Consider the following 25,071-nt stretch of genomic DNA (forward strand, 5'->3'; position numbering starts at 1 on the left):
TACAGCTACGGTTTATGAGGCGATGCGTTACGTGGTACTCGCACGTAATTGATGAGCAGGTCATCGCCGAGAGCGACAACCTGCCCGCGGGAAAACCGCGCAGCGCCCTTTAACGTATTAGTCAACGGATGAGCCAGGACGGAAATTCCCTCACCCAGTAACAGCGGGGCTTGATAGACCTGAACCCAGTCGACTAAACCGGCGTTCATAAACCCGGAAGCTAAGCCCGCGCCACCTTCCACCAAGACATCGCGCGCGCCGCTGGCGTAGAGCTCTTGCAGTGCTTCGTCGATCTTGGCGTATTGCTCGAATCCCAAACGGTTGAGATTGGAGGCATTCTCGCCAACATCAGCGAGGCGACGCCGGCCGATGACAACTCGCCGCGGTTGGTGTTCGCGTTGCGAGCCATCGGGAAAACGTGCCGTCAACGACGGGTTATCGGTCAACGCTGTGCCAGTACCGATAATGATGGCATCGCGGTGTGCGCGGTCTTCGTGAACGTATTGCCGCGCCATCTCCCCAGTAATCCACTGGCTGGTGCCATCAGCAGCCGCAGTAAAGCCATCGATGGTTTGCGCAAATTTTAACGTCACGTGCGGCCGACCTAATTGGACCGACTTGAGCCATGGAATTAGCGCATCGGGCATGCCTTCGGGGGCGGAAAGCTGCGTGACATTAACACCCGCTTCACGCAGTGCCTCTGCGCCGCCGCCGGCCTCAGGGTTGGGATCACTGTGCAGGTAATAAACCTCTTGGATCCCCGCCTCAATGAGTGCTTGCGTGCACGGACCAGTGCGCCCGGTGTGCCGACACGGCTCGAGTGTCACCACTGCGGTGGCGCCATCGGTGCGTCCGACTGCCTCGGCCAGTGCTTGTACTTCCGCGTGTGCGCCACCGGCTGGCTGAGTCGCGCCGGTGCCTACTATCTCGCCGGCGGTAGAGACCATGACTGCTCCCACTGGCGGGTTGGGGCTGGTCGTGCCGCGAACCTCCCAGCCCGCAGACATCGCCGTGCGCAAGGCCTTATCGATGATGGCGGATGGGGCCGAATTGGCCTCTGAGTTTATTTCCATAAGTGCTTCACTCTTGCTCTAATACGCGGCGGCTGAACGGTGGTTCGATTGCTTAACGCTAGTTAAGCGTTGCCAATTGGCGGAGGTTATCTACTTCTGCAGCACGATCGTCTTTTTTGAAAATTGCCGAGCCTGCCACAAATGCATCACAGCCTGCTTCGGCGCTTTGGCGAATGGTGTCTGCGGAAATGCCACCGTCGATTTCGATGAGCATCGGCAACTGCTGCTCATCGATAGCTGCGCGCAGAGCGCGGACCTTATCTAACATCTCCGGCATAAACTTCTGCCCGCCGAAGCCGGGCTCCACGCTCATGACCAGAACTAAGTCGAAGTGAGAGAGCTTGTCCAACCACGGTTCAATCGGAGTATTGGGCTTGATAGAAAATCCCGCGCGAACACCTAAGCCACGAATTTTCGCGGCCAAGTCTAGTGCGGCCTGCTCATCTTCAACGGCTTCGACGTGGAAGATAATGCAGTCTGCTCCCGCCTTCGCGTAGGTTTCTACCCACTTTTCAGGCTCCTCAATCATCAAATGAACGTCCAAGACTTGTTCCGTGATGCCATCCACGGCGGCCGTGATATCCGGGCCAAAGGACAGGTTCGGAACAAAGTGGCCATCCATAATATCCACGTGGATCCAGTCGGCATTCGACACGGTTGCTACTTCTTCTCCCAAGCGCGTGAAATCGGCAGCGAGGATAGAAGGTGAGATAATTGGAGCACTAAAAGAGCTGGAAGTCATGCCCACCATCTTAAGGGTTTTTACGAAGGACAGCGAAGAACATCGCGTCCGTGCCGTGGCGGTGCGGCCACATTTGCACGGACTTGTGCTCGCCCACATCACCCATATCAGGAATCAAGTCATGAGCGTTGTCTTCAACAACGTCTAATTCCGCTAAGGCACGGTCGACGATGTTGCGGGTCTCACGCAGATCCGGCGAACAGGTGGAGTAGACGATAACTCCGCCAGGGCGCAGCAAAGACACCGCCGATTTCAGCAGCTCGAATTGCAGCGTGGACAGCTCCGCGATATCGGACTCAGATTTGCGCCACCGAGCCTCGGGGCGACGGCGCAAAGCACCCAGACCAGAGCACGGGGCATCGACAAGAATGCGATCGTAGCCCGGTTCCAAGCCGGGATTACGACCATCAGCCACATGGACATCTACCGGCAGATCGCCAACAGTCTTTTTCACCAACTGGGCGCGGTGCTCGGATACTTCTACGGCATCGACGACAGCGCCATCCATGCGGGCAAGAGAGCCCATCAGTGCGGCCTTGCCGCCGGGACCAGCACATAAATCAAGCCATCGGCCTTGATCTTCACCTTCAAGTGGTGCTTCGACCACTGCGCGTGCAATCAGCTGCGAGCCTTCGTCTTGTACTGCGGCCAGACCTTGCTGCACCGGTTCTAAGTCGCCCGGGTCACCGGAGTCCATGTACACGGCGTAGGGAGAATACTTGCCCTCGTCCGAGCCGGTCATCAAGGCTAATTCTTCTGCGGTAATCTCCCCGGGCCGCGCAACCAAGTGCACCACGGGGCGCTGCGAATCGCCTTCGAGGGCATCGGCAAGCTCTTCTTGGCACACAACTTGGGCGAAGGAGCGAGCAATCCACACTGGGTGTGCGTGGCGGAAAGCCAAAGCTTCGATCTCGCCCGCCGGGGTTAGTTTGTCCAATAAGGTTTCAGGGTTGGCACGCGTAATCGAGCGCATAATGCCGTTGACAAAACCCTTGGCTTTTTCGTGCCCAGCAGCTTGAACCAAGCGCACGGTGGTATCAACTGCCGCGTGCGGTTCCACGCGGGTATACATCAGCTGATAAGTGCCGACGCGCAAGGCATCGAGTACTTCAATAGCCAAGGTATCGAGTCCACGCGAGGAGTGCTCACCGATGATGGCATCCAACACGCCCTCAGCACGCAGCGTGCCATAAGCCAGTTCGGTCGCAAACGCAGCGTCACGGCCTTCGAGCTGGTTCGCGCGCAAGGACTTGGGCAAGATTAAGTTGGCAAAAGCATCATCGGAGTGCACCCGCAATAAAGTTTCATAGACTACGGCGCGTGGTACATCGACTCCGACTTTTTGAGCGTTGCGCACGATATCGCCCGGGCCTTGCGCCCGATTGCGGTCGTGCCGCTCGTATTGGCGTCGTGGCGCGGCACCATCGCTATGGCGTGAGCTTGCTCGTGAGCCTGCTCGTGAATCGGAGCGTCCGTGATTGCCGCCTCGATTGCCACCTCGGCTGGAGCCACCTCGGTTCGCGCTGTCAGCCTGGTTCTCGCGGGGTGAGTGCTTCCCACCTTGTGGCGTGCGCGCCTTGGAGGAGTCGCCTGACTTGGACCGTGACCGGAATCCACCACTCATGAAAAGTACTCCTCGTTATCGTGTTCTGATTTATTGGCGTTGATGCCCCGACCCCAATCGGCCGCATTCATCATCTTTTTGCCTACCGGTTGCAGCTCATCAATGCGCACGGGGTTGGATGCCGTGCCGATGTAGACGGCCTTTTTCGTAATGTGCAGCTGACCTGGTTCCAGGTGGGGCAGCTCGCCCAGGGCTTCCGCCGCAGCGTGCAGTGGGCTTACCTTGCCGATTTTGACGCGGTCGTCGCCATGCATGGTCCACGCACCGGGGAAGGGAGAATGCGCACGGATGTGGCGGTCGATGGCAAAATCTGGCTGCGTCCAGCTAATGCGGGCGTCTTCAGTGGTAATTTTTGGCGCATAGGTTGGCTCACCGTGTTGTGGCTGCGGCACTATCTCGCCGGATTCCAGCCCATCCATGGTGGCTTGCAATAAGTGCGCGCCGGAACGCGATAAACGCTCCAACAGGGATCCGGCGGTATCGACCGTTTGAATAGTTTCGGTCATCGTGCCCAAGATGGGGCCGGTGTCTAAGCCTTCTTCGATGCGGAAGGTCGTGGCTCCCGTAATATCATCGCCGGCATTAATGGCCGCTTGAACAGGTGCAGCACCGCGCCAGGCAGGAAGCAAAGAAAAGTGCAGGTTCACCCAGCCATGTGCTGCGATATCTAATAAGTCTTTGGGTACCAGGTTGCCATATGCCACCACTGGAATGGCATCGGGTGCCAGCTCCCGCAGGCGAGCGCGAATCGCGTCTCCATCCTCAGTATCGGCCTTCAGCGTGGTTGGGGTCAGCACCTCGATGCCGTGGGCCAGCGCTACTTCTTTGACGGGACTGGGCACCATCTTGCGCCCACGCCCCTTCCGGGCATCAGGACGGGTAATCACTGCGACGACGTCGTGGTCAGAAGCAATTAGCGCCTCTAGTGCGGGAACGGCTGGTTCTGGGGTGCCAGCAAATACTAACTTCATCTCCGAAAATCGCTTTCTATTGATTAAACCAGTCGGAATTGCGGATCTGAGCCATTGCTTGCTTGCGGTCATCCGTTTCTAAACGCTGTAAAAACAGCACGCCATCCAGGTGGTCGGTTTCATGCTGCACGCACCGCGCCATCAGTCCCGAAACTACCATGCTGACGGGGTTGCCATGAACGTCCTGGCCGGAGACAGACACAGTTTCAAAACGCTCTGTTGGCATGGAGATATCCGGAATGGACAAGCATCCTTCATTGCCCACCTGCGTCTTATCGCCAACAGCCTCCCACACCGGATTGATGATGGCACCGCGCATGCCGGTCTCCACGCTGGAGCAGTCATAGACAAAGATGCGCTTGAGCAGACCAATTTGGTTAGCCGCAAGGCCTACTCCCCCGGCATCATCCATGGTCTCGAGCATGTCTTCGGCGAGCTTTTCTAAAGATTCATCAAATTCGGTGATTTCACCGGCACGGGTGGTCAAGACAGGGTCGCCGTACAGGCGGATGGCTTTTACGGTCAAAGTTCTTCGCACTTTCTCACAATCGATATCGCGTCAGGTTCAACACTAGTGAATTTCAACGTACGCGAGCATTTTACGGTTAACCAATATTGATCGGATCAACTTGGATGCGCAGAGGCAGGTCATCTTTGCGCGCACTGCGGTTGGAATTAGCTGCGCGCAGTGCCTTGCCCAGCTCCGAGCGCGGCCCCAGTGGGGTGCGGATGAGCAGTCGCTGAGGTGGGCCAAAGCGCTTGGTGTCATATTCCCCCGGCAAAGATAGGTGATCCGGCAACGGGACAGGGCCGAGGATCTCTGCGTGTTCAGGAAGTTTGGCAACGGATAAGAAATCATCCAATGCCGCATCAGCGCCATCGATAGCAGCCATGTGCACCGCAGGTGGAAAGCGCACCTCGCGTCGGGCTGTCAGTTCCATCTGCGCAAAGCCGACGACATCCCAGCCTAAAAAGGCATCAATGACAGGCACGCCTGGGTTCGCGGCAATCACGACGGCACCGCCGTGGGCAGCGGGGGCCACCATCGTTGCAGCCGCCAGCCATTTCGCCATGGCATCTTCGCCAGCGCGCAGGTCTTGCCGGTTTAATAAAGCTCCCGCACCCAGCAATAAGGCAGCACCAAAGGCAGGGGTTGTATCCGCTTCATCGCTTGTCGATGCCCCCATGCTCCGCGTCACGCGCGGCTCGGCGCCCGGGGTTGCCACCACCAGCGCTGGGGCATGCGGGATCTCATCGATGACCTTATTGCCGCCGGAGACAATGATCCGGGTATTGGGAAAGACGCGGCCGAGTTCTTCTGCGGTGCGCTCCGATCCCATCACCACTGCGCGCAAACGATTCGAGCCGCACTCGGTGCACTTGAAACGGGTTTCGAGTTTGCCGCACCATGCACAACTGGGTGTGGCTGCTTGTTCATGAGCGTGTGGCAGGGACAGCGGGCCGTTGCAATGACGACACCGGGCGCGGGTAAAGCACTGTGCGCAGGCCAAGGTAGGCACGTAGCCTTTGCGCGGTGATTGCACCAGCACGGGCGCACCGCGGTCCAAGGAGCTTTTGACAGCTTGATAGGCCCGGCCATCAAAAGATGTCGTGCCGGAGGCGAGGCTGCGGGAGAAGTTGAGCCCATACGGTCCCACCGCGATCATGGCAGGCATGCGCGTGCGCAGGGTGGATTCAGCGGCGACTAAGTCATGCGCCCACCCGGAGCTGACCAACAATTGCGTCTCCGCGGTACGTGAGTGGCCGACGATCAGCATCGACGCGCCTTCTTTGACGCTGCGCGTGGTGAGCACTTCCCTGCTGTGGACATAGGGCGCGCTGCGCTCGACCAAGTTGTCATCGCCGTCGTTGAAGATGACCATCAGCCCCAAGTCGTTGACGGGTGCAAACGCGGCTGATTTCGTGCCGATCACAATGCGTGATTGCCCCACTAAGACGGACAGGTACCGTCGATAGCGCGCCTGCGGGCCTTGGGAGACATTGAGCACGGTGACTTGTTTCGCCGAGACGTAGTGGCGAAATGCTGCCTCGACCACATCCACATCGGATTGATCCGGCACGACTACTAAGACTCCGCGCCCGCCGAGGGCGACCTTGGTTCCTAACGCAGCAATGGCTGCGGCCCAATCATCGCCCGGGGCTACCTGCCAGGCGGCACGGGCGGTATGGCCATCGAGGACGAAATCTACGAAGGATTCACCGAATTGGTACGCCGACCAGGAAGAAAGATCCGGTTCTGATATCTCGCCTAGTTCCTCAAACGGAGTCTGCAGATCTGCCTCTTCGGCTTTGGCGTGCCGCGGCGGGATGGCAAAACGAATGATATCGGAACGGTTTCCGCCGTAGCGATCCGCAAGGGCATCAACCAGGCTCGCAAGTTGCGGCGGGTAGACCTGAAAAGGTGAGATGACCCGGTCAATGAAAGCTAATTTGCCGTCGAAATCGGACTCGCTGAGCCGTTGCAGCAACAGGGCATCGACAAGCCTGCCGTTGAACCTGATGCGAACCCGCACCCCTGGCTGTGCGGCCTCGGAGTCATCTTCTGTGATCAGGTAATCAAAGGGGCGATCTAGATGGGACACCCCCAATAAAGGCAACACCCGCACAACCGGTTTCACGGAGGCGGGTGTCTTCTTAGGCATAAGTGCCCATTCTACTTAAAGCCCAACTGCTTCACGAAGTGCATCCACGCGCTCGAGCGATTCCCATGGAAGTTCCAGGTCAGTGCGGCCAAAGTGACCATAGGCCGCCGTTTGACGGTAGATCGGGCGCAGCAGATCCAAATCCTTGATAATCGCTGCGGGGCGCAGGTCAAAGACCTTAGACACGCCCGCCTGGATAGCTGCGTCATCCAAACCATTTTTCGCCGTGCCGAAGGTTTCTACATACAGACCTACGGGCTTAGCGCGGCCAATGGCGTAAGCGACCTGGACTTCAGCGCGGTCAGCTAGCCCTGCTGCCACAATGGTCTTTGCCACCCAGCGCATGGCATAAGCTGCCGAACGGTCCACCTTGGATGGATCCTTGCCGGAAAACGCACCGCCACCGTGGCGAGCCATGCCGCCATAGGTATCCACGATGATCTTGCGGCCGGTCAGGCCGGCATCACCCATGGGACCGCCGAGGATAAATGAGCCCGAAGGGTTAACTAATAACGTGGTGTTCTCGTTGTAGTACTGCTCAAGACCTGCGTCTTTAATAACCCATTCCACCACGTGCTCGCGCAGCTGTGCCGCTAGCCAGTTCTGGGTAATTTCTGGATCATGCTGGGTGGAGATGACCACGGTGTCCAGCTCTACTGGAGTATCGCCATCGTAGGCGAAGGTAACCTGCGTCTTGCCGTCTGGGCGAAGGTGCGGAACGATATCGTTTTTGCGCACTTCGGTCAGGCGACGCGACAAGCGGTGTGCCACTGCAATCGGCAGCGGCATGTATTCCTCGGTCTCATTGGTGGCGTAGCCAAACATTAAGCCTTGGTCACCAGCGCCGGCGACGTCATGTTCTTCAAATTCACCGCCCGAGCGCGCTTCCGTGGAGGTGGTAACGCCATCGCCAATTTCTTGTGACTGCTCACCAATGGAGACGCTAACACCACAGGTATTGCCATCGAATCCAACATCGGAGGAGGTAAAACCAATCTCGGTTAGCGTATTGCGCACCAGCGTCGGGATTTCTACATAGCTGGACGTGCTCACTTCGCCCACCACGTGCACCTGGCCGGTGGTCACCAAAGTTTCTACCGCAACGCGGGCGTTAGGGTCTTTGGCGATAAGGGCATCCAAAACAGTATCGGAGATCGCGTCACAGATCTTATCTGGATGGCCTTCGGTTACGGATTCACTGGTAAATAGGCGCTTTGAAGCCTCAGTAGTTGAAGTCACTGGTTCCTTCTTGCGTTGAGATTGTCGGTGTCAATGGAGAAAAAATCTATAAAACGGCACCGGAAAATAGAGGTTAATTGCGTCTACCAATCGTAGACTAAGTGGTCTATAGCGGCAACCTATCCCCGATTATTATGCCGAATTTCATTCACCACTTGAAGAATCTGCGCGGCCACTACTTGCTTGCTTCCTCGCTTTACGGTGCGCGGTGCAAGCTCCTTAGTTAGTATCCAGCCCTCGTTATCAGTGTGGCCAAAGACCTTGCCGTCAGAGACATCATTGGCCATTAAAACATCACAGCCTTTTCGTTCGAACTTCGCCTGCGCCAAGTCCAACGGGGTCTTGTTTTCATCCCCGGTCTCTGCCGCAAAGCCCACGATGGTGGTCTCTGCCGGAATCTCCCCTGCTTCGCGCGCGGCGACTAAGCCCTTTAAAATGTCTGGGTTTTCGGTCATGTGCAAGGTCGACAGCGCATCATCATTAGTGCCCTTTTTCATCTTCGATGTCGCCACCGACGCAGGCCGGTAGTCAGACACGGCAGCAGCCATGATGACGATATCGGCATCGCGTGCGTGCTTTTCCATCTCGGTTTGAAGATCTTGGGTCGAGACAATGTTGATGACCTCTGCACCCGATGGCGTATGGAGCTCATCGGTATTGCCAGCCACGAGTGTGACCCGTGCTCCCCGCTGGGCGGCAATTTCTGCCAACGCATAGCCTTGCCGGCCGGATGACCGGTTGCCAATAAAGCGCACGGGATCTAAATCTTCTTGGGTACCGCCGGCGGAAATAACGACTTTGAGCCCGGACCAATCATAAGGAATTTCCACATTCGAAAGACGGGTGCGCACAACCTCTGCGATCTGCTCAGCTTCCGGCAGGCGGCCCGGGCCGGTGTCCTTTCCGGTCAGGCGCCCGTGGGCAGGTTCGATGACGGTAATGCCACGGCGGCGCAAGGTAGCCACATTGTCTTGGGTCGCTGCGTTAAACCACATCTCAGTGTGCATAGCCGGGGCCACGATGACCGGACAGGTTGCCACCAACACCGTGGCGGTCAGCAGGTCATCCGCACGGCCCGCGGCGATGCGCGCAATGACATCGGCGGTAGCCGGGGCAATCACTACAGCATCAGCGTGCTGTCCGACGTTGACGTGTTGTACTTCGTCCACGGCATCAAAGACGGTCGTGGAGACCGGATTGCCTGAAAGAGCTTCAAAGGTGGCAGCACCCACGAAGTTTAAAGCCGCTTCAGTGGGAACCACCCGCACGTCATCACCGTGCTCCTTAAAATTACGCACCAAGTGCGCTGCTTTATACGCTGCGATACCACCGGCAACGCCAACCACGATATTGCGAGGAGCTTCGTGAGGCGCTTCGCTGGGCGTGTGCTGAGGTGCAGTTGAGCTGGTGGAATTGTGTGCTGGGGTTGTGTTCTCACTCATAGTCAGCCATCCTACCGGGAATGCACAAACCCCTGCCCACCAGCACCCGAGACCACATTGTTCAATGGATCAGGGTCTGATGAAACAGGGGTTGTAAAGAAAGCCAACCTTTAAAAGACTAAGAGTCGATGCCTTCTTCGTGCTCAAGCAAGCCTGCCTCGATCTCGCGCAATGCGATAGACAGTGGCTTCTCGCCTGGTTCTGGGGTTACCAGTGGGCCGACGAACTCGAAGACGCCTTCGTCCTGCTCTTGGTAGTAGCTATTGATCTGACGCGCGCGCTTGGCAGCGAAGATCACGAGTGCATACTTCGACGAAACCGTCTCCAACAGCTCATCAATCGGCGGAGAGGTAATACCAATCGGCGTATCGAATACTGGTTCTGGCTTGGTCTCAGAATTGGCAGGGGTGGTCACGTTGGTCACATGCACCTTTTCTAAAAGTTGCTGATAGATGTTTGATTATTCCTATCCTTGCAGGATAGCAGTGATGGCCGCAACTGCGTCATCCAGGTTGTCGTTGACAATCACGCGGTCGAACTCAGATTGGCAAGCCAACTCTTCGCGAGCGGTATCAAGTCGGCGCTCAATCACATCTTGAGGTTCGGTGCCACGACCGGTGAGACGGTCTACCAAGATCTCCCACGACGGTGGAGCTAAGAAAACCAATTCTGCCTCAGGCAGTGCCTTCTTGACGTTGCGTGCGCCAGCCAGATCCACTTCAACCAACACCGGGCGTGAAGCCTCAAGGGCTTCATTCACGGGTTCAGCTGGTGTTCCGGAGCGCTGTAAGCCGCCGTGGATATCTGCCCATTCGAGCATTTCACCGGCATCGATGCGACGCTGGAATTCTTCCGGACTAACGAAAAAGTAGTCCACCCCGTCCTGTTCGCCTGGGCGCGGGGCGCGTGTCGTCATGGATACACTGAAGTAGAGCTTGTCTACTTCATGACGCAAGCGCGAGACCACCGTGGATTTACCTACAGCGGAAGGCCCTGCCAGCACGACAAGGCGTCCGCGGTGATTTGCGCTACTCATCGACGTTTACTCGGAAAAGCCGAAACGCTCCAGAAGGGCACGGCGCTGACGGTCGCCCAAGCCGCGCAGACGACGGGTCTGAGCGATCTCGAGGTCTTCCATGATCTCACGAGCTTTGACCTTGCCAACCTTTGGAAGGGCTTCGAGGAGAGCAGATACCTTGGTCTTGCCGATGATCTCATCGGTTTCTGCCTTCTCGAGGACGTCCTTCAAGGTGGTGTCTCCGCGCTTGAGGGATGCCTTCAACTCTGCACGAGCCTTGCGAGCCTCTGCGGCCTTGGCGAGAGCTTGCTTGCGTTGCTCATCAGTCAGTTTTGGAAGGGCCACGGGTTTCCTCCGATTCATTGGTTGATTAATTGATCCAGTACAAATTACCGGAACTCGAAAGCCTAACTAAGATTTCCTCGTTCTGCTTCGACTTCTGGCAATCCTAGCACCGCAACGTTATCAAGGTAGATAACGCAACAGATTAGAACGTCTATTTTAGCACGTCACCGCACTACGCAGTTCAAACTACCAGCTCATGTACCTGCGTGTAAATTTAGACACGGAAAGTGCCCAAAATAGGCATTGCGCTGGCATTCCTTGGAAAAATATGGAGAATTTTAGGCGATTGGCCTTAAAATTTCCTAACGAGTTCTTCCCAAGAACCTGCCAGCGCAAAATCGTCAGTAAATACCTTCCTGACGCCTATTTAAAGCGTGTTAAACCAAGCCTCCATCGAAGAATTCACGCGCGGTTTCTTGCACAGCTGCGCGCAAGTCAGCGACTTCTGGGCCCACGTTTAAAATCGCGCGAGAAACATTCGGAAACGCCAACTGTGGCGCGGCCTGCGTGATGTTCGCAACGTCGTCTGCCGTAGCTCCTTGTGCGCCCACACCGGGTAGAAGCACAGGGCCATTGAGCTGGGATAGATCAGGCGGAGTTTGCAAGGTCGCGCCTACTACTACCCCAATATCACCCGGCACCGGCTCTGCACCGGATTCCTGACCACCGGCGGTGTCAGCACCAAATTCGCTATTAAACGCAGCGCAGGTATCCACCACGTGCTGGGCAACAGTCTGCTCCCCATCGCTGAAATTCTGCAACAGAACTGCTTCTGGGTTCGACGTGGCGGCAAGGACAAATACCCCACGTCCCGTCTGAGCAGCAAGCTCAAAGACCGGCTGTAGCGCTGCGACACCCAGGTACGGCGACACCGTGACGGCATCAGCACGCAGCGGTGAGCTGTCCGAAAGCCAGGCATCCGCATAGCCGGCCATCGTGGAGCCAATATCACCGCGTTTAGCATCAGCCACGGTTAGACAACCTGCCTCGCGTAGGTACTCCAAGGTGTCTTCTAACACCGCGATACCTTGCGAGCCAAAGCGCTCATAGAAGGCAACCTGGGGTTTGACTAGTGCGGCAGTCTCCGCGAATGCTTCCACGCAGGTCTCGCTAAAGCGTCGCAAGCCTTCGACGGAGTCTTCCAAGCCCCACTGCTGCAGCAGATACGGGTGTGGGTCAATCCCCACGCACAATCTCCCGCGCACCTGCCCAGCAGCGACTAAGCGCTCGCCAAAGCCTAATGGTTGGTTACTTGTCTGTTGGACCATGCTGAAGCTCCTGGAGTGCACGAACCTTGAAATCACCCTTGCGTAGCGCTTCCAGCGCCTGAACGCCTGCGGTCACACCTTGCACGGTGGTGATTTGTGGGACATCAACCTCAAGTGCCGCACTACGGATTTCGTAGCCATCAAAGCGCGCACCGGAGGTGGAATCCGGCGTATTGATAACCAGGTCAATCTCGCGGTCCAAAATCAGGTCCACGACAGAGCGACCTTCGGCACCGTTGCGAATCTCCGAGGACTTCTTCACGGTCTCACACGCAATGCCATTGCGGCGCAAGATAGAAGCCGTGCCGGTGGTGGCGAAGATCTTGTATCCCATATCGGCCAAGCGCTGGATGGGGAAGGTCAGGTTGCGCTTGTCGCGGTTGGAGACCGAGACAAAGATGGAACCTTCCTTTGGCATCTTCATAAAGCCGGCAATCAGCGCCTTGTAGTAGGCAGCGCCGAAGTTATCGGCTAGGCCCATGACCTCACCGGTGGACTTCATCTCTGGGCTGAGCACGGTATCCAGCATGGAGCCGTCGGCACTGCGGAAGCGGTTAAACGGCAAGACTGCTTCTTTGACCGCAATTGGGTGCTCAAGTGGCAAGGAACCGCCATCGTAGGTCGATGGCAGCATGCCTTCGGCCTTGAGCTCCATGATGGTAGAGCCAAGCATGATGCGCGACGCAGCCTTCGCCAGCTGCACGCCGGTGGCCTTAGATACGAAAGGCACGGTGCGTGAGGCGCGAGGGTTAGCTTCAATGACGTAGAGCTGATTGTCCTTAAGGCCGTACTGCACGTTCATCAAGCCCTTAACGCCAATGCCTTCGGCCAAAGCCTTGGTGGCATAGCGGACTTTTTCAATATCCTCTGGGCCCAAGGTCATCGGTGGCAAGGAGCAGGAGGAGTCACCGGAGTGAATGCCGGCTTCCTCAATGTGTTCCATTACCCCGCCGAGGTAGACATCGGTGCCGTCGCACAGGGCATCGACGTCAATTTCAATCGCACCATCGAGGAAGCGGTCGACCAGGACCGGGTGTTCATCGTTAAGCTCTGTTGCGCGCTCGATGTAGGACTCCAAGGAGGCCTCGTCGTAGACAATTTCCATGCCACGGCCGCCCAGGACATAAGAAGGACGCACGAGAACTGGGTAGCCAATCTCATTGGCAACACCGCGGGCTTCTTCATAAGAGTGTGCCGTGCCAAATTCTGGAGCCGGCAATGCAGCCTTAGCCAGCACCTTGCCGAATTCACCGCGGTCTTCAGCCGAGTTAATTGCCTCAGGGCTGGTACCAACAACCGGAACTCCGGCATCAGCCAAGCGCTGTGCCAAGCCCAATGGAGTCTGGCCGCCGAGCTGGACGATGACACCGGCAACGGTGCCCGATTCCGACTCTGCGCTGTAGATTTCCATGACGTCTTCAAACGTCAGCGGCTCAAAGTACAGACGATCCGCGGTGTCGTAGTCAGTGGAGACGGTCTCTGGGTTGCAGTTGACCATGACGGTTTCATAGCCCTGCTCGGATAGCTCCAGCGCTGCGTGTACACAGGAGTAGTCAAACTCGATGCCTTGACCAATGCGGTTGGGGCCAGAGCCCAAGATGATGACCTTTTCGCGCTCGGTCTGTGGCTCCACCTCGGACTCCGCATTCGGGTCGAGCTCATATGCTGAGTAGTGATACGGGGTCTGCGCCTCAAACTCACCAGCACAGGTATCCACGGTCTTGTAGACCGGACGAATACCCAGTGACCAACGCAGGGCACGCACGCCATCTTCACCAGCGAACTCGGTGCGCAGTGCAGCAATCTGCTTATCGGACAGGCCCATGTACTTGGCCTCGCGCAGAAGATCGGCATCTAGGACTGGAGCTTCCAGCAGCTTCGTGCGGAAGTCCACCAGTGCTTGGAGCTCAGCCAGGAACCACGGGTCAATCTGAGAAGCTTCAAAGACCTGCTCAATAGAACCACCCAGGCGCAGCGCAAGCTCAACATCATAAAGGCGGCCTTCGGTTGGACGACGCAGGTCATCCAAGACGGCGTTGAGGTCCGTGGCGCGTTCTTCCGCGAAGAATTCATCCGGCTTGGTCCAGAAACCCTCTTGCTTAGTCTCCAATGAGCGCATGACCTTGTTTAGGCCGGCGATGTAGTTGCGACCAATACCCATGGCTTCGCCCACGGACTTCATGGTGGTGGTCAAGGTGTCATCAGCGCCGACAAACTTTTCAAAAGCAAAGCGCGGGGCCTTGACGATGACATAGTCCAAGGTCGGCTCAAAAGCCGCTGGTGTCACACCCGTGATGTCATTGGTGACTTCATCCAAGGTGTAGCCAATGGCCAGTTTCGCAGCAAGCTTGGCGATGGGAAAGCCTGTCGCCTTGGAAGCCAGCGCCGACGAACGGGACACACGTGGGTTCATCTCAATGACGATGATGCGGCCGTTATCAGGGTGCACAGCGAACTGAATGTTGCAGCCGCCGGTATCCACGCCGACTTCACGGATAATGTCGATGCCCAAATCGCGCATCGTCTGGTATTCGCGGTCGGTAAGCGTCAGCGCTGGTGCCACAGTCACGGAGTCACCGGTGTGCACGCCCAGGGCATCGACATTTTCGATGGACGCGATAACAACCACGTTGTCATCGCCATCGCGCATGAGCTCAAGCTCGTATTCTTTCCAACCCAATATGGATTCTTCAATCAAGACATTGGCCTCAGGTGAAGCAGCCAAGCCGCCGCCTGCGATGCGCTCTAAGTCCTCATTGGTATACGCCAGTCCAGAGCCCAAGCCGCCCATGGTAAAGGAAGGGCGCACAACAACAGGCAGGCCGAGTTCGGCAACCGTGGCGTGGACCTCATCCATGTTGTGGCACACGGCAGAGCGTGCGGATTCGCCGCCGATGGATTCGACGATGTCTTTGAATTTCTGACGGTCCTCGCCACGTTCGATGGCGTCGATGTCCGCGCCGATGAGCTCGATACCGTGCTTTTCCAAAATGCCTGCGCGGTCCAACTGAATGGCGGCATTAAGCGCGGTCTGACCACCCAGGGTTGCTAGAACAGCGTCGATGGGGTGTCCTTCGGCACGTTCTTTGACCAAGATTTCTTCGATGAATTCTGGCTCAATGGGCTCGACGTAGGTGTGGTCGGCGAACTCCGGGTCGGTCATAATCGTTGCCGGGTTGGAGTTGATCAGCGTGACGCGCAGCCCTTCTTCTTTAAGGACACGGCAGGCTTGGGTGCCCGAGTAGTCGAACTCACAGGCCTGGCCGATGACAATCGGGCCGGAGCCGATGACCAGGACGTGATTAATATCGTTGCGCTTTGGCATGGTTTTCTCTCTTACCTTTCCTGGTCTGAGTTACTTATTGCTTGGGGAGTAGTCGGACATCAGGGTGATGAACTGGTCAAACAGTGGGTTCGCATCGTGCGGGCCCGCAGCGGACTCCGGGTGGTACTGCACGGAGTAAGCCAGTCCATTCGACAAAGCAACACCTTCGACGGTGCCGTCATTCAAGCAGGTGTGGGTAACCTGCGCTGGACCGAAGTCGGTCTCAAATTCTTCGCCTGGGTTATCGGTGGGCATAGCCAGTGCGAAGCCGTGGTTTTGAGAGGTGATATCAATCTTGCCGCTGATGTGGTTTTTCACCGGCACGTTGATGCCGCGGTGGCCGAATTTCATCTTGAAGGTATCCAGTCCGAGTGCGCGTCCCAACAGCTGGTTGCCGAAGCAGATGCCGAAAAATGGCACCTGTGCTGAGAGCACATCGCGAATAACCGCCACTGCATCGTCAGCGGTTGCTGGGTCACCAGGACCATTGGAGACAAAGACACCGTCCGGCTTGTACTGCTGGATATCCGCAAAGGGGGTGTTAGCGGGCACCACGATGGTTTCAATGCCACGCTTGGCAAAATGGCGTGGGGTCGACATCTTAATGCCCATGTCATAGGCCACGACGGTGTACTTCTTCTCCCCTTCTACAGGGATCGTGTAGACCTCTTTAGTGGACACTTGCGTAGATAGCTCGGCGCCAGCCATTGATTCCTGGGAAGCTACTTCTTCTACCAGCTCTTCTACTGGCCGCTTCGCTGCATCACCGGAGAAAATCCCAGCGGCAATCGAGCCTTCATTGCGCAGGTGGCGTACCAGCGAGCGGGTATCCACGCCCTGAATGCCGATGATTCCCTGCGCCAGCATTTCCTCTTCCAGACTGCGTTCCGCGCGCCAGTTAGATACGCGGTGTGAGAGGTTGCGGATAACGAGCCCTGCGACCCAGATATTGCCGCCGTTGGACTCATTGTCTTCATCATTCCAGCCGGTATTGCCAATTTGTGGCGCGGTGGTGACCACGATCTGGCGATGGTAGGAAGGATCCGTCATGGTTTCTTGGTAGCCGGTCATCGCGGTGGTAAATACCGCTTCACCCAAGGTGGTACCGATTGCGCCGAATCCCAAGCCGCGGAAGCTGCGGCCGTCGGCGAGCACCAGGATGGCAGGTTGTGAAGTGTTCGTCACAGGAGTGTGCCTTTCAAATGGAGTGGAAATAATTCACTACTTTGCATTATATTACTACGTCAGCTCTTGCGTCTATACAGCGCCTAGGCGAAACGCCCCGAATTAAAATATTCGAGCGTCTGCATAAATTGAGAGTTGCTATTTAATTTTCTTGGGCATCAAGTTCATAGGTGACATGGCCACGCAAGATGGTGTGCGTAACCCGGGCGCCAAACTCAATTCCTTCATAAGGGTTGTTTTCACTCTTGGACGCAAGCTGCGTCTTATCTGACACCCAGGCTGCTTCGGGGTCTACCAGCGTGAGGTTCGCTGGTTCCCCAACCGCAATTGGACGTCCATGGTCCGGCAAGCGGGTAATTTCCGCCGGGCGCTCACTCATCACGCGCGCAATAAAGCGCCAGTCCGCAAGGCCTGGCTCCACAAAGAGCTTGACGATGACCGCGAGCGAGCTTTCTAGGCCCAACATGCCCGGCTTCGCGTGGTCGAATTCCACGCACTTATCTTCCGAACCGTGTGGCGCGTGGTCGGTGGCGACAACATCGATGACCCCATCGAGCAGCGCCTGACGCAACGCCAAGGTGTCGTGTTCTTCGCGCAACGGTGGGTTCACGCGGTAAACCCCGTCGTAGGTGCGCAGCTTGTCATCGGTCAGCAGCAAGTGGTGCGGGGTTACTTCGGCGCTCAGTGGGATGTCCTGGGACTTCGCCCACTTCAGCAGCTCCACGGTACCGGTGGTGGAAGCATGGCAAATGTGCACGCGGTTGCCATAATCGCGGGCAAGCAGTGCATCACGAGCGACGATGGATTCTTCTGCCACCCGTGGCCAGCCGCGAAGACCCAGCTGCGCTGCGGTGGCACCTTCATGGGCAACTGCGCCTTCGGTCAAGCGTGGTTCTTCAGCATGCTGTGCAATAAGCACATCCAAGCCCTTGGCATATTCCAACGCGCGGCGCATCAGCTGTGGGTCAGCAACGCACTTGCCATCATCTGAGAACATGCGCACTTTGGCATCGGAGCGCGCCATCATGCCAAATTCTGTGAGGTCTTTGCCTTCGAGACTTTTAGTAATCGACCCTACTGGGTGAACATCGCATATCCCCAAGCCCTGGGCTTTGGCCCATACAGACTCGGCGATGACGGGCTGGTCCATCACGGGTGAGGTATTAGCCATGGTAAAGACCGCGGTAAACCCGCCTTTGGCCGCAGCCTTCGAGCCGGTCTCAATCGTTTCCGTATCTTCACGGCCAGGTTCGCGCAGGTGCACGTGCATATCAACCAAGCCGGGAAGCAGCACCTGCCCGGCACCGTCAATGGTGCGGTCAGCGCCACCATCGGTACCGGCGTCGGCGCCAATGGCAGAAATCTTGCCGTCTTCAATAACAACGTTGACGGGCTTACCTTCACCGTAAGGGCGAACATTGGTCAGCACGGTGGTTTCGGCCGCGGCGGGTGCTTGACGGCCGGTGTCTGGATAATGAGTCACAGGTTTATCTCCTCTTGATTTCTCGATACCGGCTTAAGCGCCTACCGCGGTGTGGTCCGCAGATCCGCTGCTCGCAATCAGCGTAAACAGCACCGCCATGCGCAGATGCACACCGTTGTTGACCTGCTGCAAGATCGCGGTCTGGGCATCATCGGCAACGGCGTAGTTAATTTCCATGCCGCGCAGCATAGGCCCGGGGTGCATGATGATGGCATCTTTTTTCATCATGGCAGCACGCTGCTTGGACAAACCAAACAAAGTGGCATATTCACGATGCGACGGGAAAAATCCGCCATTCATGCGTTCTTGCTGCACGCGCAACATCATCACGACATCGGCATCGGAAACTTCCGAATCCAGGTCGACAGAGGTTTTCACCGGCCAACCTTCCACCCCGAAAGGCAACAGCGTCGGCGGAGCGACCAAGGTGACTTCCGCACCGAGGGCAGATAATAGGTCAACATTGGAGCGAACCACACGAGAGTGCAAGCAGTCGCCAACAATTTTGACCTTGAGCCCGGAAAAATCACCAGTGGAAATGCCCAGGCGCTGCCGCATGGTCATCGCGTCCAATAATGCTTGGGTGGGGTGCTGGTGAGAACCGTCGCCGGCGTTAATGACCGATGGGCCCTCTCCCCCAGGCGCAACCCACTGCGCTACCTGCTGGGCAGCACCGGATGAAGGGTGGCGAATGATAATCGAATCTGCCCCCAAGGCAGACAAGGTCATCGCGGTATCGCGCAATGATTCGCCTTTTTTCACCGAGGAGGATGAGGCTGACAGGTTGATAACATCAGCCGACATCCACTTGCCCGCAGTTTCAAAAGAAGCGCGGGTACGCGTGGAGTTTTCATAAAAAAGGGTATAGATGGTGCGACCGCGCAAGGTAGGAAGCTTTTTTACTTCCCGACCGTCGAGCGCTTCGCGGAACTTGTCTGCTTCATCGAGCAATCCGAGGATTTCATCTTTGTCCAGGTCGGAAATGCTTAACAGATGTTTCACTTTGTCTCCTTATTGCGTGGAAGTGATGCCGCGGGTCAAGACCACCGCGTCGCGGCCGTCAATATCGCTAATAAGGACATCAATATCTTCATCCCGTGAGGTCGGTACGTTCTTGCCCACATAGTCAGCACGAATAGGAACCTGGCGGTGGCCACGGTCTACTAAGACTGCTAATTGGATAGATTGCGGGCGACCGATATCGCTCAGCGCATCAAGTGCGGCGCGAATGGTGCGACCGGAAAATAGAACATCATCGACCAAAATGACGATTGACTGATCAATGCCGCCAGCTGGGATGGACGTTGGTTGCAGGGCGCGATGCGGTTTATTACGCAAATCATCGCGATACAACGTGATATCTAAAGATCCGCAAGGGACCTCCACACCGGAAAATTCTTCAATTTTCTGTGCTAAACGGTGTGCTAGGGGCGCTCCGCCTGAAGGGATGCCCAATAGAATTACTCGCGCAGCATCTGGTGAATCCAGTGCTGTCTTTTCAATAATCTGGTGCGCGATGCGGGCCGTTGTACGTTCAACGTCGTCGGCAGAAAGCAATTCCGTTTCAATCACACTCGTCGCTGGGACGTGTGCTTCTTCCGGGTCAGCTTCGTGCCCGCCGTTGGGTACAGTGGTTCCACTCATCGTGACCTCCTTCCCCGCCTCACAGTGCGGTCCTTAAAGGATGTGTTCACTAGAAATATGGTGACCGTAGTTTTTACAGCTGCATAAACCCTAGCACCGCGCCCATAATTGCGCAGCATTTTAATTCCAGTCATTCCCCCTATGTGGAGCTACCAACTTCGTTGTCGTGCGGTTTTCCACAGTCGTTCGGCACACATGCGAAGTTGCACACAACCTTGGCAAGTTATCAGGGCTAAACTATGGGCAAGTATTAGGCGCCGCCCGTCTGATGAACGAACCACCAAGGAGCGTTTCCTGCATGAGTTTTTCTGCTTCACACGTAGTTCCAGCACCCCGGGAACAGGTGTGGGAATGGCATTCGCGGGAAGGCTCACTGTCCCGGTTGACCCCGCCATTTGTGCCCATGACTCCCCTGCAGCAGGCAAAAAGGCTTTCCGATGGCACCACGGTGCTTGGTTTTCCCGCCGGATTACGGTGGACCGCGCGCCATGACCTCTCGCGCTTTCGCAATGGCTACGCCTTCTCGGATGTCTGCACCAACGCGCCCATGCGCGTACTCGCTAATTGGCGCCACGACCATCTTTTTGAAGATCACCCCGATGGCACTCAGGTCACCGATGTGGTCGATACCCGCGTGCCCAAAGCTGTGCTCGATTCCATGTTTGCCTACCGCCAGCAGCAGCTGATTGAAGATACCGCGTTAATCAACCGCCTCAAAGATCTTGGCCACGTGGAAGGCTTAGCGGATGGCACCTCCATTTACGGTGCACAGCGCCGATTAACCATTGCCATGACCGGCTCGCGCGGCGCAGTCGGGCGTGCTTTAAGCGCCCAACTATCTCTGGCAGGCCATGAGGTAATCCAGTTAGTGCGCGGCAAAGTAAAACCCGGTCAGCGCCTGTGGAACCCGGTAGCTCCCGCTGAGGATCTCCTCGACGGCGTTGATGTCCTCGTCCACTTAGCCGGTGAGCCGATCTTTGGCCGCTTTAATGAGTCGCATAAAAACGATATTCGTAACTCGCGCGTGGAGCCGACCCGCAAGCTTGCAGAATTAGTCGCTGCCTCCAAGACGGTGACCACCATGGTCTCTGCGTCTGCGATTGGCTACTACGGCAATGATCGCGGTGAGGAGATTCTGGTTGAAGACTCTGATCCCGGCGATGGATTCTTAGCCGATGTCTGCGTGGAGTGGGAAAAAGCCACCGCACCTGCCTCCGATGCTGGCAAGCGCGTGGTCACGGTGCGCACCGGCGTCGTGCTGTCCGGCAATTCCGGTGTGCTGCCTCTGTTTAAAGCGCTGTTTTCCACGGGCCTCGGTGGTTTCTTCGGCGATGGCGAGTTCTGGCTTTCCTGGATCGCTGCTGATGACCTGACCGATATTTATACCCACGCGATTTTGGATGATGCCTATAGCGGGCCCATCAATGCTGTCAGCCCTCACCCAGTGTTAAACCGTGGTCTTGCACAAGCCATCGGAACCGAAATGAAACGTCCCTCGGTCATGCCCATTCCAACATTTGGCCCCGCCCTGCTCTTGGGCAAAGAAGGCGCTCGCGAATTGGCGTTAGCGGACCAGCAAGTCCAACCGGAGGTCCTAGCGAATCACGAGCACCACTTTCGTTATCCCACTATCGACACGGCACTAGCGCATGAGCTTGGCCGCGAGCATCTTTGGACTCCGGAAGAACCGGCTTAACGGCACAAGCTATGCACAAGGCGAAGGGGCTATGAAAACCTCTCAGGTTTTCACAGCCCCTTCGCTATTTATCCGACACGAAATTTAGTCTGGAAGAAGTCTTGCTTGCCGACTAGTGCTTTTGCGAGCGACGTTCGCGGACACGCACTGCAATGCGCACCGGAGTACCGTGGAAGCCAAAGTTCTCGCGGAATTTCCGCTCGAGGTAACGGCGGTAGCCGGCATCCAAAAAGCCAGTGGTAAATAGCACGATGGTCGGTGGCTGCGTACCAGCCTGCGTTGCAAAGAGCACACGTGGCAGACGGTTGTTTTTCATCGGTGGTGGGTTCGCAGCAATCGCATCGCGCATCCAGTTATTCAACTGGCCGGTGGTCACACGCTTATCCCAGCCTTCCAGCGCTTCAATCATCGCCGGTTCCAGACGCTGCAAGGAGCGTCCGGTCTCCGCAGAGATATTGATGCGGGTTACCCACGGCAGGTGCGCTAGTTGCTGATCGATTTCACGATCCAGATAGTAGCGACGATCCTCATCCATCAGATCCCACTTGTTGAATGCGATAACTAGGGCCTTACCGGCCTCCAGAACCATGTTCAACACGCGCTGGTCTTGCTCCGAGATTTCCTGGGAAGCATCAATCAGCATCACGCAGACTTCTGCGGCATCGATAACGCCGCGAGTACGCAAAGATGCATAGTACTCATGTCCCTGCGCATTTTTGACCTTTTTGCGCAAGCCGGCGGTATCAACAAAGCGCCACAGCTGCTTGTCTAATTGCACCAAGGAGTCGACAGGATCCACTGTCGTACCCGAGACATTGTCAACCACCGAGCGTTCCTGGCCGGTGATCTTATTAAGCAGCGAGGACTTGCCCACATTGGGCTTGCCCACCAAAGCCACACGACGAGGTCCTGCCGTGATGGACGAATGACGTGGCTGTTCTGGGAAGAGCTTGAGCACTTCATCCAGCACGTCGGCACCGCCGCGGCCGTGTTGCGCAGATACTGGCCACGGATCGCCAAGGCCTAAGGCATAGAACTCTGCCATGTCGGCGTACATGCTATCGGAGTCGAACTTATTGGCCACCAAAATGACGGGGACATCAGAACGCTGCAATTTGCGTGCCATGACCGAGTCCGTCTCGGTAATACCCACCTTGGTATCGACGACGAAAACGATGACGTCAGCAGTTTCCATGGCCACTTCTGCCTGACGGGCAATAGCACCATGGATACCCTTCGCGTTCGGATCCCAACCGCCGGTGTCTTGGACGAAAAAGCGTTGCCCATTCCAGTCACCGATATATGAGATGCGGTCACGTGTAACACCTGGATGGTCTTCCACCACGGCTTCACGGCGACCTAAAAAGCGGTTGACCAACGAGGACTTGCCCACGTTAGGACGGCCAACGATAGCGACCGTGCACAGGTCTTCTGCGGTGTGCGCAGGGCCTGCGATACCGAAGGCGCGTTCAACTTCCGCCCATTCTTCTTCGGTAAAGTCTTGTCCGGCCACGCCGGTTTCTAAGATCTCTTCATCGATGAAGTGTGCTTCGCCGTATTCGGAGTCATCAAACTCGAAATCGAACTCTTCTTCGTTGAAGTCATCGGCAGCCCAGCCTCCGTGTGGTGCTTCGACTAGCTCCTCATCTAACTTGCCCGCCGGGTAGTGAAACTCGGTGTCTTGTTCGTGATCTGGCTGTTCGTTGTGCTGCTCGAAATTTTTATCGCTCATCGGCAGACTCCTTGACAATAGTAATGAGGGCGTTGAGCACTTCTTGCGGGCTCATTGTAGAAGTATCCACCACAACAGCGTCGTCTGCTGGGCGCAAAGGTGAGGTCGCACGTGATGAATCTGCTTCATCACGACGGACGACATCGGCTAAGACCGTATCGAAATCTGCCGCGATGCCTGCGGCAATGTTTTGGTCATAGCGGCGTTGGGCGCGCACTTCAGCGGAGGCGGTCATGTAGGCCTTCGCCGGGGCATCGACAAGCACGACGGTGCCAATATCGCGGCCTTCGACAATCGCGCGGTGTGAGCTTTGAGCGAGCTTGCGCTGCAAGTTCACTAGGTTCGTGCGTACCTCGGCAATCGCCGAGACTGCGGAGACGTTGCGCGTGACCTCGTCCTCACGGATTTCTTTGGATACATCTTCACCGTTGAATAAAACCTCGGTGGAATCTGGATCGTTCGATACTTCGAGTGGAAGATCCACGGTAGCAGCGATAACTGCTTGCGTATCGTGTGGGTCAATTCCCTGGCGTAATACGGCCAAGGTAGCCACGCGATACATCGCACCGGTATCGATGTACTTGGCATCAAGATGCTTAGCCAGAGCGCGACAGGTCGTCGACTTTCCGGTACCGGATGGTCCATCAACGGCGAGGATGAGGCCATTTTCAGGCATATTTGAAATCATTTACATCCCCACTGCCTTGTACAAGCTCGTCAGCTCAGCAGAGTTCAGCGCACGAATGCCGCCTGGTTTCATATCGCCGAGTTGGACAGTGTGGATCTTGGTACGCACCAGGCGCTGTACAGGGTAGCCAGCAGCTTTGAGCATGCGGCGAACGATGTGCTTGCGTCCTTCGTGCAGCTCCAAACGGATCAACGACATGCCTTGGTTTTTGTCCACGATCTGGACGAAGTCGGCATTGGCCATGCCATCGTCAAGCTCAATGCCGTCTTTGAGCGTGCGAACCAAGCTCTTGTCTGCTTCGCCGAGCACGGTGGCCAGATAGGTCTTGGACACTTCATACTTCGGGTGCATCAAACGGTTGGCCAATTCACCATCATTGGTTAAAATCAGCAAACCTTCGGTATCCGCATCCAACCGGCCGACGTGGAAAAGACGCTGGCCCGAGGCGGTTTTCTCCGCCACCATATCGCCCACGCAGGGACGACCCATGTCATCTTGCATGGTTGACTGCACGCCGCGCGGCTTGTTGAGGATGAAGTATTCGTGGTCTTCGTTGACGTTGACGCGCACGCCATCGACGCGAATGACATCGGCATTGGGGTTGACGCGCACGCCTTGGCGCTTGATGATCTTCCCGTTGACTTCGACGCGACCGGCATCGATGAGCACTTCCGCGTGACGACGCGAGGCCACGCCTGCCTTCGCGAGGACTTTTTGCAGGCGTTCGCCTTCGGTGTTGGGATTTTGAGTAGACTTTTCGTCTTCGTAGAGCCAATCTGCGCCCAAATCACTAGCTACGGATTGGGCTGAGGCCTTCTTATTACGCTTAACGTTTTGACGACGCGCCGGTTTTGCATTCGACAGCAGAATTTCGCTGTCACGTTTTTTCTTTTCCGGTGTGCCGTCTCGGCGAGCGGGTGGGGTCACGGTGTC

General features: G+C 56.6%; 21 protein-coding genes. 1 reads left to right on the plus strand and 20 read right to left on the minus strand.

Translation table 11 applies throughout. From position 1 onward, the window contains the following. Window positions 1–5 precede the first annotated feature (5 nt). The 17 genes from ribD to pyrR all read right to left on the minus strand — a co-directional run bounded on the left by ribD (window position 6) and on the right by pyrR (window position 20,022). Window positions 6–1,073: a bifunctional diaminohydroxyphosphoribosylaminopyrimidine deaminase/5-amino-6-(5-phosphoribosylamino)uracil reductase RibD gene (gene ribD / locus CAMM_RS07050; protein WP_003845928.1), complete on the minus strand. Its 1,068-nt coding sequence runs from the start codon at window positions 1,071–1,073 to the stop codon at window positions 6–8. A 58-nt stretch (window positions 1,074–1,131) separates the two neighbouring features. Then, on the minus strand, window positions 1,132–1,815 hold the full coding sequence (gene rpe, locus CAMM_RS07055) for a ribulose-phosphate 3-epimerase (RefSeq protein WP_040354611.1): 684 nt from the start codon (window positions 1,813–1,815) through the stop codon (window positions 1,132–1,134). A gap of 10 nt (window positions 1,816–1,825) precedes the next feature. Next, window positions 1,826–3,439 carry an RsmB/NOP family class I SAM-dependent RNA methyltransferase gene (locus CAMM_RS07060; RefSeq protein ID WP_040354613.1) on the minus strand — a complete coding sequence of 538 codons (1,614 nt, stop codon included), beginning with the start codon at window positions 3,437–3,439 and terminating at the stop codon, window positions 1,826–1,828. Next, window positions 3,436–4,410 (minus strand): methionyl-tRNA formyltransferase, encoded by a 975-nt coding sequence (gene fmt, locus CAMM_RS07065; RefSeq protein ID WP_003845935.1) that lies wholly within the window; start codon window positions 4,408–4,410, stop codon window positions 3,436–3,438. Before fmt ends, CAMM_RS07060 begins: the two co-directional genes overlap by 4 nt. A 16-nt stretch (window positions 4,411–4,426) precedes the next feature. Continuing rightward, window positions 4,427–4,936 (minus strand): peptide deformylase, encoded by a 510-nt coding sequence (gene def / locus CAMM_RS07070; protein ID WP_003845937.1) that lies wholly within the window; start codon window positions 4,934–4,936, stop codon window positions 4,427–4,429. A 79-nt stretch (window positions 4,937–5,015) separates the two neighbouring features. Further along, window positions 5,016–7,073 carry a primosomal protein N' gene (locus tag CAMM_RS07075; RefSeq protein ID WP_003845938.1) on the minus strand — a complete coding sequence of 686 codons (2,058 nt, stop codon included), beginning with the start codon at window positions 7,071–7,073 and terminating at the stop codon, window positions 5,016–5,018. Between the two features lie 15 nt (window positions 7,074–7,088). Continuing rightward, window positions 7,089–8,312 carry a methionine adenosyltransferase gene (metK, locus tag CAMM_RS07080; RefSeq protein ID WP_003845940.1) on the minus strand — a complete coding sequence of 408 codons (1,224 nt, stop codon included), beginning with the start codon at window positions 8,310–8,312 and terminating at the stop codon, window positions 7,089–7,091. A gap of 119 nt (window positions 8,313–8,431) precedes the next feature. After that, a complete protein-coding gene (gene coaBC / locus CAMM_RS07085) occupies window positions 8,432–9,754 on the minus strand; it encodes a bifunctional phosphopantothenoylcysteine decarboxylase/phosphopantothenate--cysteine ligase CoaBC (protein ID WP_077715805.1) in 1,323 nt (440 codons plus the stop codon). A gap of 118 nt (window positions 9,755–9,872) precedes the next feature. Beyond that, complete coding sequence (rpoZ, locus tag CAMM_RS07090) at window positions 9,873–10,178, minus strand: DNA-directed RNA polymerase subunit omega (RefSeq protein ID WP_003845944.1); 306 nt, start codon at window positions 10,176–10,178, stop codon at window positions 9,873–9,875. A 42-nt stretch (window positions 10,179–10,220) separates the two neighbouring features. Beyond that, window positions 10,221–10,790 (minus strand): guanylate kinase, encoded by a 570-nt coding sequence (gene gmk, locus CAMM_RS07095; RefSeq protein ID WP_040354615.1) that lies wholly within the window; start codon window positions 10,788–10,790, stop codon window positions 10,221–10,223. A 6-nt stretch (window positions 10,791–10,796) separates the two neighbouring features. Next, window positions 10,797–11,117: an integration host factor, actinobacterial type gene (gene mihF, locus CAMM_RS07100; protein WP_025387580.1), complete on the minus strand. Its 321-nt coding sequence runs from the start codon at window positions 11,115–11,117 to the stop codon at window positions 10,797–10,799. Between the two features lie 377 nt (window positions 11,118–11,494). After that, on the minus strand, window positions 11,495–12,385 hold the full coding sequence (gene pyrF, locus CAMM_RS07105) for an orotidine-5'-phosphate decarboxylase (protein ID WP_003845951.1): 891 nt from the start codon (window positions 12,383–12,385) through the stop codon (window positions 11,495–11,497). Then, window positions 12,366–15,710: a carbamoyl-phosphate synthase large subunit gene (carB, locus tag CAMM_RS07110; RefSeq protein WP_003845953.1), complete on the minus strand. Its 3,345-nt coding sequence runs from the start codon at window positions 15,708–15,710 to the stop codon at window positions 12,366–12,368. The genes pyrF and carB overlap by 20 nt, the downstream gene beginning before the upstream one ends. 30 nt (window positions 15,711–15,740) lie before the next feature. Beyond that, on the minus strand, window positions 15,741–16,895 hold the full coding sequence (gene carA, locus CAMM_RS07115; protein WP_003845955.1) for a glutamine-hydrolyzing carbamoyl-phosphate synthase small subunit: 1,155 nt from the start codon (window positions 16,893–16,895) through the stop codon (window positions 15,741–15,743). A 142-nt stretch (window positions 16,896–17,037) separates the two neighbouring features. Next, entirely contained in the window at window positions 17,038–18,378 is a 1,341-nt protein-coding gene (locus CAMM_RS07120) for a dihydroorotase (RefSeq protein WP_003845957.1), read from the minus strand. Window positions 18,379–18,411: 33 nt separating this feature from the next. Further along, the gene (locus CAMM_RS07125) at window positions 18,412–19,380 is read right to left on the minus strand and encodes an aspartate carbamoyltransferase catalytic subunit (protein WP_003845959.1); all 969 of its coding nucleotides are present in this window, start codon (window positions 19,378–19,380) and stop codon (window positions 18,412–18,414) included. 9 nt (window positions 19,381–19,389) lie between these two features. Beyond that, a complete protein-coding gene (gene pyrR, locus CAMM_RS07130) occupies window positions 19,390–20,022 on the minus strand; it encodes a bifunctional pyr operon transcriptional regulator/uracil phosphoribosyltransferase PyrR (protein ID WP_003845961.1) in 633 nt (210 codons plus the stop codon). 298 nt (window positions 20,023–20,320) lie between these two features. On the opposite strand from pyrR, the gene CAMM_RS07135 reads away from it, so the two are divergent. Next, entirely contained in the window at window positions 20,321–21,718 is a 1,398-nt protein-coding gene (locus CAMM_RS07135; protein WP_040354622.1) for a TIGR01777 family oxidoreductase, read from the plus strand. Window positions 21,719–21,830: 112 nt separating this feature from the next. Here CAMM_RS07135 and der read toward each other — a convergent pair whose 3' ends face one another. Genes der through CAMM_RS07150 form a run of 3 tightly spaced genes read right to left on the minus strand, consistent with a single transcriptional unit; the run spans window position 21,831 to window position 25,065 of the window. Beyond that, window positions 21,831–23,450, minus strand: coding sequence for a ribosome biogenesis GTPase Der (der, locus tag CAMM_RS07140; protein WP_003845964.1), 1,620 nt, complete (start codon window positions 23,448–23,450; stop codon window positions 21,831–21,833). Beyond that, on the minus strand, window positions 23,440–24,138 hold the full coding sequence (cmk, locus tag CAMM_RS07145; protein ID WP_003845966.1) for a (d)CMP kinase: 699 nt from the start codon (window positions 24,136–24,138) through the stop codon (window positions 23,440–23,442). The genes der and cmk overlap by 11 nt, the downstream gene beginning before the upstream one ends. Continuing rightward, window positions 24,139–25,065 (minus strand): pseudouridine synthase, encoded by a 927-nt coding sequence (locus CAMM_RS07150; RefSeq protein WP_003845968.1) that lies wholly within the window; start codon window positions 25,063–25,065, stop codon window positions 24,139–24,141. Between the last annotated feature and the right edge of the window lie 6 nt (window positions 25,066–25,071).

It is taken from the genome of Corynebacterium ammoniagenes DSM 20306, assembly GCF_001941425.1.
GTDB classification, from domain to species: Bacteria; Actinomycetota; Actinomycetes; order Mycobacteriales; family Mycobacteriaceae; genus Corynebacterium; species Corynebacterium ammoniagenes.

What these genes read in the sequence shown, in the direction of transcription:
- ribD (WP_003845928.1), bottom strand. Translation starts at nt 1,073, where the DNA reads ATGGAAATAAACTCAGAGGCCAATTCGGCCCCATCCGCCATCATCGAT.
- rpe (WP_040354611.1), bottom strand. Translation starts at nt 1,815, where the DNA reads ATGACTTCCAGCTCTTTTAGTGCTCCAATTATCTCACCTTCTATCCTC.
- CAMM_RS07060 (WP_040354613.1), bottom strand. Translation starts at nt 3,439, where the DNA reads ATGAGTGGTGGATTCCGGTCACGGTCCAAGTCAGGCGACTCCTCCAAG.
- fmt (WP_003845935.1), bottom strand. Translation starts at nt 4,410, where the DNA reads ATGAAGTTAGTATTTGCTGGCACCCCAGAACCAGCCGTTCCCGCACTA.
- CAMM_RS07075 (WP_003845938.1), bottom strand. Translation starts at nt 7,073, where the DNA reads ATGCCTAAGAAGACACCCGCCTCCGTGAAACCGGTTGTGCGGGTGTTG.
- coaBC (WP_077715805.1), bottom strand. Translation starts at nt 9,754, where the DNA reads ATGAGTGAGAACACAACCCCAGCACACAATTCCACCAGCTCAACTGCA.
- gmk (WP_040354615.1), bottom strand. Translation starts at nt 10,790, where the DNA reads ATGAGTAGCGCAAATCACCGCGGACGCCTTGTCGTGCTGGCAGGGCCT.
- pyrF (WP_003845951.1), bottom strand. Translation starts at nt 12,385, where the DNA reads ATGGTCCAACAGACAAGTAACCAACCATTAGGCTTTGGCGAGCGCTTA.
- carB (WP_003845953.1), bottom strand. Translation starts at nt 15,710, where the DNA reads ATGCCAAAGCGCAACGATATTAATCACGTCCTGGTCATCGGCTCCGGC.
- pyrR (WP_003845961.1), bottom strand. Translation starts at nt 20,022, where the DNA reads ATGAGTGGAACCACTGTACCCAACGGCGGGCACGAAGCTGACCCGGAA.
- CAMM_RS07135 (WP_040354622.1), top strand. Translation starts at nt 20,321, where the DNA reads ATGAGTTTTTCTGCTTCACACGTAGTTCCAGCACCCCGGGAACAGGTG.
- der (WP_003845964.1), bottom strand. Translation starts at nt 23,450, where the DNA reads ATGAGCGATAAAAATTTCGAGCAGCACAACGAACAGCCAGATCACGAA.
- cmk (WP_003845966.1), bottom strand. Translation starts at nt 24,138, where the DNA reads ATGATTTCAAATATGCCTGAAAATGGCCTCATCCTCGCCGTTGATGGA.